Source organism: Niastella vici (assembly GCF_002077945.1).
GTDB classification, from domain to species: domain Bacteria; phylum Bacteroidota; class Bacteroidia; order Chitinophagales; family Chitinophagaceae; genus Niastella; species Niastella vici.
The window spans coordinates 85,433-99,906 of the sequence record NZ_LVYD01000059.1 but is presented as its reverse complement, the minus strand read 5'-3'; the positions used below and the strand labels follow the sequence as shown (position 1 = coordinate 99,906).

The following is a 14,474-nucleotide window of genomic DNA, read 5'->3' as shown; positions in this document are numbered from 1 at the left end:
TTTTTTTTTCTTAAAATATGTAGACAAAAACATATAAGTAAAAGCGGTAACGTTAATTTGCTTTCGGTTGGTGAATGAGGGTAGGAAAGGAGTGTTATTTATCTGTGATGCAGTTTAAAAAAATCCCAGATCACTTCACAGGCATTCATATCCCGGCTTAGCCTTCCGATCATAATTTTCGGTAAATACTGTTTGCCTCCCGGCCATGTGTGGCCTCCGTTGTTTACAGTATAGCCTATCACTTCTGCGCCACTTTTTCCGGCAGCATATACTTCTTTACTAATGCTGGTGCCATCTATGGCGATGTCGGGTAGGGACGTAACTTCCGGCCGGGGATTGCATTTATTAATAATTATCCATTTTTCAAGCACCTTTTGGTGGGATACGTAGGCGCCTTCGGCGCCTATGGTTTTGGCGCCACCGTTAAAATGAACGAGAGGATCTTCGGTTCCGTGTATGTACATTACCGGCAGCGTGAACGTGGGTGAGCAGGTTGCATATGGAGTATCGCTGCCCATGGTTGCCGCCACTGCTGCAATAGCTGCAAACCGGTTACCCATTTCACAACCTATACGCGACACCATAAATCCACCGTTTGAAATGCCGGTAGCGTATATTCTTGTTGTATCTACTGCATAATTCAACTCCATGTATTGGAGAACCTTTGCTACAAACTTTATATCATCTATATTTTGCTTATTAGCCTTTGTTTGGCGGCCATCATTCCAGCTCTTATCAATACCCTGCAGAGCCACTAATATGATGTTTTCCCGCTCGCTGATAGCTGTAAAGTCGTTTTTGTCACTGATATTTAGCATAGAGCCGGCATTGGCCCCGCCACCATGAAATAAGAAGATGACCGGTGTTTTTTGGGCAGTTGAGTAGCTTTTCGGCAGGTATACGATAAACGATCTGTTTAAATGATCAACCGTTATCTGAATTGTTGACTGGCCACTGGCAGGCTTAACCTGTGCGTTGGCAATATGGGTTGCCGCTAATAAGGCAATCAGCATGATGGTTGTAAGCTGTTTCATAATGGTTGGGACTATCGCAAAATAAATAGGTTTAATAATCCGCCGTTATGGCCATGTATGTTTGCCATCATTTACTATATAGCTTATTACCTGGTTATTTATAATCACTCTTGAACCCGATGAAGTAGGTCCTTTGCTGGTACTGACTTTACTTTTCCATCTATATCTAAGATCACCAGCTCCTCATCCAGTTTAGCGCTGGTTTCTACCAGTTTTTTAAAGGCCCTTTTCAGACCTGCCAGAAGCTTTTCGGAATCTTCATCAAGGTAGATATTCTTATCTTCCATAACGTTTCTTTGCTTTAAAAATATATTCCAAAGTTCGGAATTTAATATAGTATTATTTCCTTTAGCTATAATGGTTGGTTCCACCATATTGTCAATTACTTTCCAGTTATCGGCAATAGGGATATATAAATTCAACAAATTGGATATTCCTCTGTGATACCTGCGTTCTACCACCTCATCAGGGATATTATGCCCGCCTCTGCGTACCCTTTTAGCAACCCGTTGTTTGGCAAATTCAGGGGAATGCAACCAAAAGTAGAGCAGCGTAATTTTATACCCTTTTACTTTGGCTTTCTTTATTAATGGCACATAGCTTCGGGTAGATAAGGTGGTTTCAAAAGCGAAATCTTCTTTTGCTTCCATTAGTTGCTGAATTCTTTGAAGCATGAGCCTGCCTGCTTCAATAGCCACACTTTCCACATTAAAAGGGGAGAGGCCAGCCGCAATACTATCTGCATTTACAAATTCCTTCACCTTTAAGTCTTCAGGTAGGATTGTAAAGCTGGCTGTGGTTTTACCAGCACCATTGCAACCGGCTATAATGTGTATATTGGGCATTAAGTAGTGCGTTGCTTAAATAGTGAAAATACTAACTAATGATGAATTGAAAAAAGCCTGGTTTTTGACGACCATTTACAATGATCCGCCAACAGCCGGTAACCTTTTAAAAGTTAGGCCCTTTTATTCGATTGGGTGTGTACCTTTGAATTGGCATTATATTATATTAATACAGTGTTTAAATAAATCTGATGAAATTCAATTTCTTGTTTGCCTTGTTTTTGTTACTGGTAATGTTTGCCTGCAAGACCAGGAATAATGAAAAAGCTAGTGAACCTGCTCATAAAGATTCAACGACTGCAGCCGCATCCCAGCCCGGTTTTGCCGGGGTTGAATTTGCCAGTAAAATGGACCTGGCCTGTGGCATGCTGCTAACGGCAGGCATTCAGGACACCGCCCATTACAAGGGTAAGGTATATGGCTTTTGTTCTAAAGATTGTAAAAATGATTTTCTGAAAACGCCGGAAGCTTTCTTAGCATCAAAATACAGGCATTAACAAAAATGCTGTTCCGGATGAACGGAACAGCATTTGTTTGACTCAGGTTAAAGCCTTCTTCAATAACACTAAGTCAGATCAAAAACTATATTTAAGACCCACCTGGCCCTGCCAACGGGAATTGATGGGGTCAACAGTGTAATAGTGACCGCCTAAACCGGTTGGTTTGTTAAAGGTAAATGTGGGAATATAACCAGTTGAGGGTTTAGCAACAGGTACCGCAGTTCCTGCAACCGGGTTACCATTTGCATCATTTTGGTAAGCAACAAAGTTCAGCATGTTAACTGTATAGTTGTTTACATTGGTAACGAAGGTAATATGCCCCCAGTCGTTATTTATCAGGTTCAGTACATTGAATACATCGAGGCTCAACTGCAGGGTGTGCTGTTTGTTTGTGCTGCTCAGGTTAAAGGTGTGCATCAGCTTCATGTCAAGCTCATGGTTCCAGGGGGTACGTAAGCCATTACGCTCTGCATACTGACCTCTTCTTGTTTTGAGGTATTTATCATTTTCGATCAGGTTGTTCAGGTCTTGCCATTGCTGGGCAGCAGTGTAAGATCCTTTGTCGACCAAACGAATATCGTTTTGATCTTTGGGTATATACGGCAGGTTGGCATTGGCGGCATTACCAAAAGGATTGCCACCTGAGTTATATACTACAGAATATGGACTGCCCGACTGGCCTGAATAGAAGAAGTTCAATGAAGTAGTATTTACTGCATCCCAGTTCCAGCTTGTACCTACTGTGGCCACAATGCGATGGCGCAGGTCGAAGTTGGAATAAGCCAGTTTCGGGTTATTGGCAACGATAGCCGGGTTTACTTCAAAATTCGACTGGAATGAGTTGCGGATACCATTGCTAAGGTCTTTACTAACACCATAGGTATAAGCGGCGCTCCAGTTCACATTTAAAGAACCTTTGCCCAGGGCAATAGGAAGATAGGTTTTGCTTAACTGTGCAGTGAGGTTATACCGGTAACCTTCTTTTGTATTGGTCAATAAATACACGTTTGAATATTGCGTGTTCAGTTTACCACCAGTATATACAGGCGATTCAGTGGGGCCCTGGTTATAGTATTCAACCTGGTCTTTAATGTTGATCTGTTTAAACTGCACATCGTACAGGGTTTTGGTGTACAGGACATCTACTGTCAGTTTGTAACCCTGCCCGAATTTGTAATCAGCAGCAATGTTGGTACGAATTACGCGGGGCAATTTAAAGTGATTATCAATTACGTCAACCTCACGGGTATTGGCAGCATTGGCGCTGGCCAGTGCGTGTGCATTGATCGTGTCTTTTAAGGTCTGCGGGTCAATAGCTAAAGGAATAGTGATGTTCTTGTTAACCGTATTGCCGGTATTAGGTTTGAAGTCGATATTATTGTATACACTGCCCGACAGTGTTTCAGCATAGCCTAACCAGGCAAAAGGCATTCTGCCTACAAATACACCTGCGCCACCACGAATGATCAGTTTTTGATTACGGGTTACATCCCAGTTAAATCCTATGCGGGGCGACAGGGTAGCTGTTCCCAGCCATTTGTTGGTGAACTCGCCATAAGGAGTAGCACTATAAGTAACATTCAGTGTATTGCTGCTGGCTTTGGCAAAATCGGCATCTACCGGAATATCCTTATTTAATTTAGGATAATCTACACGTAAACCGGGCGTGATCCTGAAGTTGCGGCTTACCGTAACTTCATCCTGTGCATAAGCGCTTAACAAAGCCACTTTGTAAGGATTAGGTGGATTGTTGTACAGTCCATCCCTGGTGTTTTGGGTAGGGTCTATAGTATAGGCGCCACGAATACGGCTGGGCTGATCGGCCAAAAAGGTACCCAGGTTTGCATATTCCCAGCGGCCGTTCCATGAGTTTACAAAACCGTAGGTGAGGTTATAAAATTCGTTGTGCGTGCCAAAGGTGAATTTATTGATGCCTTTGGTATAGGTAACGTTATCGCTGAGTTCAAAAGTTTGTTGCTTCATGTTATAGATAGAAGCTTCGCGCCAGGTCCCCGCCCATACAGCGCCACCGCCAATATCCATTAGAGGAGATATAGTGCCGGGAAAATTCCTGTACTCATGTACATTAATGTAACTAACGTTAAACTGGTTGCTTACGTTCTTACTGAGCTTGCTTTTTAATTCAGCGGTCAGGTTATAGTTTTGGGTGTATTGGGTAAAGTCGGTTGACCCAAACTGAAAGTTGGTGCTGGTACGTTCCAGGTTGTTGCCCCAACCTTTGGTATAAATGCCACGAATAGTAAGGGTATTATTGGCGTCGATGTTATAATCAATGCGGCCAAAAAACTTATCACTCTTTGTAAATATTTTATAGGCGCCGAGGTAAGCACCGGGGTCATAATTATATTTTGTTTTCAGCTGGTTTGCAATGGCAGTTGCATCGGCAATAGTAACCGCTGAACCCGGATCGCCGGCATTATAGAATGTAGGCTCCTGGCGGCGTGTTTGCTCGAAGTTGGCAATGAAGAACAATTTGTTCTTAATAATAGGACCGCCAATGGTGGCGCCATACTGATAGTCGTAGAAATCAGAACCGATTTTTGATTTTTGTCCGTCAACACTTTTACCCATCAGGGCCTGGTTGCGGCCATAGCCATATACGGAACCATGAAAGTTGTTGGTACCGCTTTTGGTAACGGCATTCACGCTACCGCCGGTAAAGTTACCCAGCTTTACATCGTAAGGAGCCAGCTGCACCTGTACTTCCTGAATAACATCAAGGCTGTAAGGGTTGGTGCGGGTGCCTGCACCGGCAGCGCCCGACTGGCCGCCACCGCTAACCCCGCCAAATGAATTACTGAACCCGATGGCATCATTATTAATAGCGCCGTCAACAGTAAGGTTGTTGTAGCGGAAATTGGTTCCGGCAAATGAGTTGTTATTTGATTGCGGAGTAAGCCGGGTAAAATCAGACAAACTTCTGCCTAAGGTTGGCATGGTTGTTAATTGCGCCCTGCCTACCGATAAACCGGAAGGAAGTGCTCTGCGGCCTGAACTGGTAACCACTACTTCGGTGAGCTCTTTTGATTCAAGGGTAATATTACCTGAAGGGTTGTTGCCCAGGGAAAGGTTTACGTTCTCCAATGTAATTTCTTTATAACCCGTATAGGAAATTTTAACCGTATAGGGGCCACCAGGTTTCAGGTTAGGTAATACAAAAAGACCCTTGTTATTAGTTTCGGTTCCGGTAGTATAGCCGGTTGGCTCATGTTTTACAATAACAGAAGCGCCTGCTACAGCAACTCCTTTTCCATCCAGCACTACACCATTGAGGGTAGCTGTTGTTTCCTGTGCGTGCAAGTCAGGGAACAGATTACATAGGCAGATTAGCAAAAGTAGTCGTGAGAGTAACTTTGCGAGATTCATATAATGACGATTTATTTACCAGTGTTGAATGAGGTGAATAAGGTTACTGTTTCGAACAAATTTGTTGGCAGATGCGAAGTCTAATACGGGCGTCGTGCTGTATTTTCTGATATTGACTGATCAGGTGTTTAAGCTGCTTTGTCTTGGAATCATATTCTGCGAATATGTTTTCGAGCAAAAACAACTCTTTTTTAAGTTCTCTGACAATTGTTGCGGACGATAGCTCCTGCAAACCGGGAACTTCCAGTTTTTTAATAGTATCGTCCAGGGTCTGTGAAAAAAACCTGTGTTTGGATTGGGAAATATTAGCCATATCCATAAGTTATTAATGATAGGATAGGCGCACAGGAAAGCACTTTGCTAATGCCTGGCGTCGTTACTTATGAATCAGCCTTTAGGGTTGCTGAAAATCGGAAGGTTTGTCCTGCTCAATTCACGCGGCAAAAGTGCCCACACAGTGTTACCGTAGTATTACTGCCTTGTTAATGACTTGTTAACCGGCAATGATTTCGTTTGCTTTTTATTGAAGCATGCTTGCCTTATTACCCAGTTACCATCATATCTAAAAAAAACAGGTATTAAACGTATCGGTTACATATATTGCTGCGTTAAAGGGCATTATATAAGTACTTAAGAACTGATCAATAATCTATTTGAAAAATTTTTACCCAACCGAATTCTATGTTTGCATTTCGTACCCCGCCGGTATTGTACCTTCTTTTATTCCTGTTACCAGCCAGTTCCTGTTTTGCAGTCATTCGCTACGTTAATGCTAACAATCCTACGCCCGGTGCAGGCACCAGTTGGGCAACAGCTTATAATGATCTCAATGCAGCCATTGCGGCGTCGGCGTTTCCGGGGCATTATGGTGACGAAATATGGGTGGCGCAGGGCACCTACAAACCAACTACTACCACCAACAGGTCTGCAACCTTTCTGTGTACATTCGGGTATAGTCTTTATGGTGGATTTAATGGTACAGAAACTGCACGCACCCAGCGGGATCCCAAAACATATATTACCATCCTTAGCGGCGATATTGGCGTAACGGGTGATGCCAGCGACAATTCGTACCATGTAGTTACTTTACAGGGATTTCAGGGCGGCAGGGATTTCGATGGGTTTACCATTCGCGATGGCAATGCCAATGCAGGCTATCCCGGCAGCACCACACCACAAGCCGATAATTGCGGCGGGGGCGTGCTCGAACTGGCCCTTGCAGGCGATAATAGCCGGGCAGATCTGAAAAATGATATCATCACTAACAACTTCGCCGTATATGGCGGTGGTTTTGGTTCCTATGGAGACGGAACCAGCGCCCAGTCTTTTTTTGGTATAAATACTATCCTGTTCAATAACAATACGGCTGTTTTCGGCGGCGCCGTTGCCGCGCTGGTGCTGAATGGCGACTGGGGAGGGCCCACTATTCAAAACTGTATTTTTATCAATAACATAAGTTTGACCGCGGGTTCGGTACTGGCATGCGTGGTTGATAATCCCTATACCGGCGGTGTGCATAGCGATATAGAAAACTGTACCCTTTATAATAATGGGGAACAGGTGGTTTATAATCTGCCAGTAGGTTCGGCTGTCAGCAATGTTGCTTTAACCAACGATATTGTATGGAAATCAGGAGCGCCTTATACCAGCGTAATTTCGGGGCCTGCTATTAGTTTCGATAATTGTGATGTTGACCTGGTAACGCCGCTCACCGGCGGCGGCAATCTGGATGCAGATCCGCTCTTCGTTAATGCAGCCGGAAATGATTTTCACTTAACACCCTGCAGCCCGTGTATTGACAAGGGATATGACATTTATGGCGTAACCACCGATTATGAGGGCACTGCGCGTCCCCAGGGAGCTGCAAAGGATATCGGCGCTTATGAAGCTACTATTATTGGCCCTGTGTCTGCAGCACCAACCATTGCAGGGGTCAGTTATTGTCAGAATGCTACCGCTATTGCATTAACTGCAACCGGCACCAACCTGCTTTGGTATACAGCGGCCAGCGGTGGAACAGGCAGTGCAACCGCCCCGGTGCCTTCTACCGCCACTGCAGGCGTTACCAATTTTTATGTTACACAAACACTGGCCGGTAATTGTGAAAGTATTCGAACACCGCTACCGGTTACCATAAGAAGTTTACCCGCAGCGCCAACCGCTACTTCACCCACTTATTGCCAGTTTGCTACTGCTACGGCACTAACGGCTACAGGCAGCAGCAAGCTTTGGTATACAGTGGCTGCCGGCGGCTCAGGCACTGGAACAGCTCCGGTACCATCAACCGCTACAGCCGGCACTACCACCTGGTATGTGACCCAAACGGTGAGCTGCGAAAGTGCCCGTACACCCGTCACTGTTACCATCAATACAACGCCTGCTGCGCCTGCAACAGCGCCTGTGAACTATTGCCAGAATGCCACTGCTGTATCCCTCACCGCAACAGGTTCAAACCTCCTTTGGTATACAGCGGCTACCGGTGGCAGCGGTACGGCTATGGCGCCCACACCTTCAACCACTGCATCAGGAATTACCACCTATTATGTTAGTCAAACTATAGGTTGTGAAAGCCCCCGTTCTGCCATTGCGGTAACAGTGGGCGCTCAACCCGCTGCGCCAACAGCTGCATCGCCCAGTTATTGCCAGAACGATGCGGCCGTTGCGTTAACAGCCACAGGCACTAATTTACTTTGGTATACCACCGCAACGGGTGGAACCGGCGCTGCCACTGCGCCAACACCAGCTACTGCAACCGCCGGAAGCTTTACTTATTATGTGAGTCAGACAACAGGTTGCGAAAGCGCCCGTACGCTTGTTACAGTAACCGTTAATAAGAACCCCACGGCCATTTTCGATTGGTCGCCCGCGTGTATTGGAGCCGCATCAACGATCAGTGCTTTGAGCATGACGGCAACCCCCGACAGCTATAACTGGGATTTCGGCACCACAGCTTCAGTAAGCGGTTCCGGCGCCGGCCCATACCTGGTGATCTGGAACACCGATGGCGATCATGCTGTTACGCTAACAGCCATTACCGGTACCTGTCAAAGCAAGGCCACGCATAACGTAACGGTTTACGCGCTTCCGCAGGTTAGTGTAAGCCCTGTAACTGAACAACTTTGTGCAGGCGGCGCTGTTACGCTCAATGCAACCGGCGCTTCTTTATACCAGTGGAGCCCCGCCACCAATTTATCCGATGCGGCCGTGAGCAATCCGGTTGCCGTGTTGAAAAGCGATATAATTTATACCGTTTCCGGCACCGATAACAATGGCTGTGCCAATTCCGCGCAAATTGAACTGAAGCCGGTAAACTGCCAGGTATCTAATACCGGATATAATATACCCGATGCCTTTACGCCAAATGGTGATGGGAAGAACGACTTATTCCGGGTTAATACGGCTGATACACCGCAATCGTTCCGCATGATGATCTTTAACCGGTACGGCGGTAAAGTATTTGAAAGCAGGGATGTGCAAACCGGCTGGAACGGCACCATGGGCAGCGGGCAGGCCATGACAGGCGTTTACGTATATACTATTGTAATTAAAACATCAACAGGCACAACGATCGAAAAGAAAGGGACTGTGGTGCTGATCAGATAAAATATTTCAAAACAGTGGCCCTGCCAATCAAATGATTGGCAGGGCTCTTTTTTTGTTCGCAAATTCCCTATCTCCACTTAAAAGCAAAATAACTACATGGCTTGTCGGCTGTGTTGCTGATGCCGTGCATTTTGCCACTTTCCATAATATACAGGTCGCCGGGGCCGGCGGTATAGTTTTTTCCATCAATGGTCATGGTGGTATTACCTTCAATGACTAAAATGATCTCTGTTTCTATATGCTGGTGCGGGGCATGACTGGGGCCCTGATGTAACAGTTGGGTAACATGCATTTCAAGGTTTTCGCACATGGCAGTGGGGCGATCGAAGTATTTGCGCGTACCACCTTTTTCGGTCTTTTTAAATTCTAACGAGTCAACGTTCAGGATCAATATTCCTCCTGCTTTGTTATTTCTTTCAAGGTCCATTGGTTTTTTTGAACGGAAAACAAAAACGTAATAAGTAAGTGCACTGTTACCAACGTTTTCAAATGTCTGCATTTCGAGCGGCGGTATCAGTAATACACTACCGGGGCCTACTATTTTTGTTTGATTGCCAATAGTGCATTTCATAGTCCCCTCTTTTATGATAACAAGTTCTTCCCTGTCTTTTTGAGCATGTGGGGGCCTTGGTAAGGCGCCTTTTTCCTGGGTTGATGCATGGATCTCGAAATAATCAAATTCATTGGTAGTGCCGGCCGTAATTTTCCGGCTTTCGCGATGATCCCCTTTTGTAAGGGGTAATTCGTTCCAATGATAAACGCCTGATAAAACAGGTTGCATTTGTGTAAATGCATTTATCGCAAGTATATGAAACAGGCAGGCGAGTAAAATTTTCATATCGTAAGATTGGTTTATTTGACGCTGTTACTCTGTTACCAATGTTACGGATATTTTTTATTCAGACCTTAAACTTTTTACCGGGTTGGTAAATACTATTTTTATTGTTTGAAACCCGATTGACATAAAGGTTATGACTGAATATTATAATTATGTTTTAACTTCAACTGTTCGTTTGCGATACAAATAGTGTTCGTTTATAACCTTTAAACCCTATAAAAGCGTGAAAACAACAATTGCAATTCTGACAACAACCTTATTGATCTCATGCTCGAACAGCCTGGAGGAAAAAGAACAGACGCTGGAATTATCCTACATTGCATGGGCCTGTGACTGTGCAAACTGGGCCACAAGTGAAGATATCCAAAAATATAATGACACAGAAGAAGATGCGCTTGCCGAACAAAGTATTTTTATTGAGCCTGCTGATAAATCGTTGATCCTGCCCGATACACTGGGCTATAGTATGGACATTATTAAATTTACAGGTCATTTTTATAAAAAGAAGGGCTTCCCAAAAGAGTATAGTTCACAGGAAAAACCGGATAAAGCAAGGGTATTCAGGTATACGAAATATCAGGTAATTAGAAGTAATTACCGGGAATCGAAAATTGACACCAGTGCCCAACCATAAGCCATTAATTTTTATAGTGGGCAACATTCCCTGGCTGAGCATAGGACTGATTACTACGCCCAGTTGATAAGCTGGTTTAATACTTATTTGCGCGATCAAAAAAATGGCCCGATCTTACGCCTCATGGGGATTGAACTTAGTTACTAACTAAGCTGCTAACTAAGTTCGTCAACGGGGTCTTTACTGTATCACCCGCGATTCAACAGGCGAATACCCGTTTAGTCCATAATAACCGATGGCAATTACGCGGAACCAGTATCGTTTGTCGGAACTCAGTCCCTTGAATGTATAGCCGCCGAGTGAGCTGTATTCTGAAGTCCAGATGGTATGTTGACCGGGTGGCTCGGTGGTATACTGATGTACAAAGGCAATTGCATTTGTTACATTTTTAACGCGGATAGTTGCTTCTCCGGGCTTGCTCGTATCAATTTGCAGTTTTTCAATAACAGGCGGCTGCTTATTGCTATTGCCGTTTTCGCTATTGACATCAAACCCACTGCTCAGCAACATGGTGCGGTCACCTTTACTGGTCACCGTTACATAATCAGCCAGTTCCTGCAACAGGTCTACGGCAATTGCCTTCAATTTGTCTTTATTGGCCACCATTTGTTTATCCCGTCCTCTGGCGTCAGCCAGTGACTGTTCATATTCAGGCAGCAATATTTTTAGTTTTTCCAGGGCTTCCGGTGGGTTAGGGAACAACTCCTTATGCTCCTCCATTTGCATAATAACGCGACGGCTTGTTATTGGAATATCGTGCTGGTATTTCTTGTATTTTGTTATGATCCGGTTCATGGTAATGATAGTAGCAATGAATTAATATGGTTTGTGCGCTACTGTCAGGACCCTTAACTTGTTTTAGATCAGGGTAAATAATGACTGGGAAGGGAATTAAATCGCCTGATGGGAATGCTGAATGATGAAATTGGTCGGGAAGTTTGGGAGGCTCAGCTACGTTATAAATTTACGGGATTTAAGAATTGCTTTGATTATTTTAGGGTTATTGGCGCAAAATTTTGACTAATATCAATAGATGCAACGGTTATAGCTTCTTTTCTGCGGAAAAAGAGATCAATTCTCCGGAAAAGTGGGTCAATTCTCCGGGAATTCAGAATTCATCCCGGAAGATTATATTGCTTCTCCGGAGAAGTGGATCGTTTCTCCGGGAAAACAGGTTATTCTCCGGAGAAATATATCGTTTCTCAGGGAAGTTTGGTTGTTTCCAGGAGAAATGTACTGTTTCTCCGGGAAAGTTTGCTATTCTCCTGAGAATTGAATCATTTCTCCTGGAAAAATTATGTATCGCCGGAGGATTATATTGTTTATCCGGGAATAATTGAAATTCTCCGGAGAAAAATATCGTTTCTCCTGAAAATCAGATTTATTCCCGGAGAAATTGGTTGGTTTCCCGGAGAATCTTGTCGTTTCGCCGGTAGAATTGATTTTATTCCCGATGGAAAGAATCGTTTTGCCGGGAATAAGGAATTAAGTGATAGTACGCCGTTCTCTAAAACTGGATATCTTATCAATTACTGAATGCTCCACTTTCGCGATAAACTTTTAAGTATCAGCAGCATTTTACCTGCCTGTTTAAACTAAAGACCGGCATGCCCCTAATGAATTCAGGAATTTGAATTACCGCATCACCTCTTTTATGATCTTCACCGCCTGCACCTGCTCCTTAAAATTCAGGGAGGCAAAACCAAGCCGAACGGCATTGAACTTTTGTTTACCTATATCATAAGCTGTTCCATCTCTTATGACAAGGCCGCGGGTAAAAGCATGTTGGGAAATTGTTTTCAGATCGTGGTGTAGAAAGTTTGTCCAAACCGACATGCCACCATCGGGCACTTTAAATGAAATGGCAGCACCTAATTCTTTTTGAAGCAACTGGCAGAGATGGTCTCTTCTTTCATTATATATTTTAACTGATTTCTTGATGTGCCGGCCAATGGTTCCATCCTTATATAATTCAGCAATGGCGTTTTCCATCAGGCTGTCGCCCTGGGTATCAACAATTTTGCGATAATAAGTAGCTGTTTGTATAAAGGCAGTTGGCGCCACCATAAACCCGATCCTTACTGCCGGCGCAAAGGTTTTGGTAAGCGTTCCAATATAGATCACGTTGCCCTTGCTGTCGTGGCTGGCCATTGGCATAACCGGTTTGCTGCTGTAATGAAAATCGTAGTCGTAATCATCTTCAATGATCGCAAACTTATATTTTGCCGCCAGGGCCAGTAAGTGCATTCTCCTTTCGGGCGATAATGTAACGGTAGTAGGGTTGTGGTGATGTGGTATCACGTAAACCATTCGTATCTTTTTCTTCTTACAAAGTTTTTCGATGAGGTTGGTGTCAATGCCGGCATCATCAACCGGAACATAATTGAGGTTAGCGCCCAGTTGTTGAAAAGTAATATTTGCGTAACTGTAACCGGGCAAGCCAACGATCATTTCATCATTTGGGTTAATGATCACTGAAGTTGCAATGAAAATCCCCATTTGCGCACCTTTTGTGATCAGGATGTTATCAGCGGTAATGGCCAGGCCCCGGGTATCGCATAAAAAATCGGCCAGCGTTTGCCGCAATAACAGGGAACCTTGCGCACCACCATAGAGTAAATATTTTTTATTGGCAGCAAGCCGGGAAAAACTGCGCATACACCGGGTAAGTTCTTCAATGGGCGCCAGGCGAACATCGGGGAAACCGTCATTAATAACCAGTTTACCCACAAGTGGAATACCGGCAGCCGGGATGGGAATGATCTTTTTTTTGTCATAGAGAAAACCTGTATCCTGGGGTAAACTATAATCAGGGGCATCGCCCGGTAATTTCCGGGGCGAGAACAAGGGAAGATCAGCTTTTACAAAGGTCCCTTTTTTAGGCAGCATTTCAATCCACCCCTGCGCTTCCAGTTCCTGGTATGCTGCAACAGCGGTCATGCGGTTAATGCCCAGCATGGCCGCCAGTTCCCTTGAACCCTGAAGTTTTAGTCCCTTTCGTAATCGTCCCTGCCTGATATGCTGAATAAATGCATTGCTGATCTGTATATACACCGCTACGCCGGTTGCAGGATCTATGGTTATCAGTTCTTTCAGTAGTTCCATCTGGATTAGCTGGTTTATTGAAACTGGATTATTCAGGTAATCCAACGAAGTTATAGCTTTGAATTCTCAAAAAACGCATATTATGAAAGAAAGAATGAATATTGACGCCGCAGAACCGGGCGTTTATAAAGCAATGAATGCTGCGGAAAAACAAATTTCCACCTTCACCATTGATAAGAAGCTGGCTGAGCTCATCAAGTTAAGAACATCGCAGCTCAATGGCTGCGGGTATTGTGTAAACCTGCATTCGCTGGATGCCCGGAAAGCAGGGGAGACCGAACAACGGGTTTTCGCCATCAGCGCCTGGTGGGAAACACCTTTCTTCACCGAAGCAGAACGGGCCGCCTTAAAACTGGCAGAAGAAATAACCAGGATCTACGAAGCCGGTTTACGCGAAGAAACCTTTCAAAATGCCAGAAAATATTTCAGCGAGCAGGAGATTGCCCAACTCATTTTTATAACCACTGTAACCAATAGCTGGAACCGGATCGCCATTTCCATGCACATGGTGGCAGGATCTTAATCTAT

General features: G+C 44.5%; 11 protein-coding genes. 4 read left to right on the top strand and 7 right to left on the bottom strand.

The annotated features are described in order from the left end of the window. Window positions 1-98: 98 nt before the first annotated feature. Window positions 99-1,034, bottom strand: a complete 936-nt coding sequence (locus A3860_RS27510) for an alpha/beta hydrolase family esterase (RefSeq protein ID WP_081152564.1) — start codon at window positions 1,032-1,034, stop codon at window positions 99-101. A gap of 104 nt (window positions 1,035-1,138) precedes the next feature. After that, window positions 1,139-1,879, bottom strand: a complete 741-nt coding sequence (locus A3860_RS41720; RefSeq protein ID WP_081152561.1) for a zeta toxin family protein — start codon at window positions 1,877-1,879, stop codon at window positions 1,139-1,141. A gap of 191 nt (window positions 1,880-2,070) precedes the next feature. Here A3860_RS41720 and A3860_RS27500 point away from each other — a divergent pair, with 191 nt between their 5' ends. Then, the gene (locus tag A3860_RS27500) at window positions 2,071-2,376 is read left to right on the top strand and encodes a YHS domain-containing protein (RefSeq protein ID WP_081152558.1); all 306 of its coding nucleotides are present in this window, start codon (window positions 2,071-2,073) and stop codon (window positions 2,374-2,376) included. A gap of 78 nt (window positions 2,377-2,454) precedes the next feature. Here the strand turns inward: A3860_RS27500 and A3860_RS27495 are convergent, their stop codons facing one another. Together A3860_RS27495 and A3860_RS27490 are read right to left on the bottom strand one after the other, a co-directional pair. Further along, the gene (locus A3860_RS27495; RefSeq protein WP_158085376.1) at window positions 2,455-5,700 is read right to left on the bottom strand and encodes a TonB-dependent receptor; all 3,246 of its coding nucleotides are present in this window, start codon (window positions 5,698-5,700) and stop codon (window positions 2,455-2,457) included. Between the two features lie 109 nt (window positions 5,701-5,809). Continuing rightward, window positions 5,810-6,079, bottom strand: a complete 270-nt coding sequence (locus A3860_RS27490) for a hypothetical protein (protein ID WP_081152552.1) — start codon at window positions 6,077-6,079, stop codon at window positions 5,810-5,812. Window positions 6,080-6,447: 368 nt separating this feature from the next. Here A3860_RS27490 and A3860_RS27485 point away from each other — a divergent pair, with 368 nt between their 5' ends. Beyond that, window positions 6,448-9,369, top strand: a complete 2,922-nt coding sequence (locus tag A3860_RS27485; protein WP_081152549.1) for a gliding motility-associated C-terminal domain-containing protein — start codon at window positions 6,448-6,450, stop codon at window positions 9,367-9,369. Window positions 9,370-9,436: 67 nt separating this feature from the next. On the opposite strand, the gene A3860_RS27480 is transcribed toward A3860_RS27485, so the two are convergent. After that, window positions 9,437-10,207: a cupin domain-containing protein gene (locus A3860_RS27480; RefSeq protein ID WP_081152546.1), complete on the bottom strand. Its 771-nt coding sequence runs from the start codon at window positions 10,205-10,207 to the stop codon at window positions 9,437-9,439. 223 nt (window positions 10,208-10,430) lie between these two features. On the opposite strand from A3860_RS27480, the gene A3860_RS27475 reads away from it, so the two are divergent. Next, a complete protein-coding gene (locus A3860_RS27475) occupies window positions 10,431-10,841 on the top strand; it encodes a hypothetical protein (RefSeq protein ID WP_081152543.1) in 411 nt (136 codons plus the stop codon). A gap of 180 nt (window positions 10,842-11,021) precedes the next feature. Here the strand turns inward: A3860_RS27475 and A3860_RS27470 are convergent, their stop codons facing one another. Next, window positions 11,022-11,636 (bottom strand): fibronectin type III domain-containing protein, encoded by a 615-nt coding sequence (locus A3860_RS27470; RefSeq protein ID WP_081152540.1) that lies wholly within the window; start codon window positions 11,634-11,636, stop codon window positions 11,022-11,024. An 840-nt stretch (window positions 11,637-12,476) separates the two neighbouring features. Next, entirely contained in the window at window positions 12,477-13,946 is a 1,470-nt protein-coding gene (locus A3860_RS27465; protein WP_081152537.1) for an aminotransferase-like domain-containing protein, read from the bottom strand. A gap of 82 nt (window positions 13,947-14,028) precedes the next feature. Here A3860_RS27465 and A3860_RS27460 point away from each other — a divergent pair, with 82 nt between their 5' ends. Continuing rightward, window positions 14,029-14,469: a carboxymuconolactone decarboxylase family protein gene (locus A3860_RS27460; RefSeq protein ID WP_081152534.1), complete on the top strand. Its 441-nt coding sequence runs from the start codon at window positions 14,029-14,031 to the stop codon at window positions 14,467-14,469. Window positions 14,470-14,474: the final 5 nt, after the last annotated feature.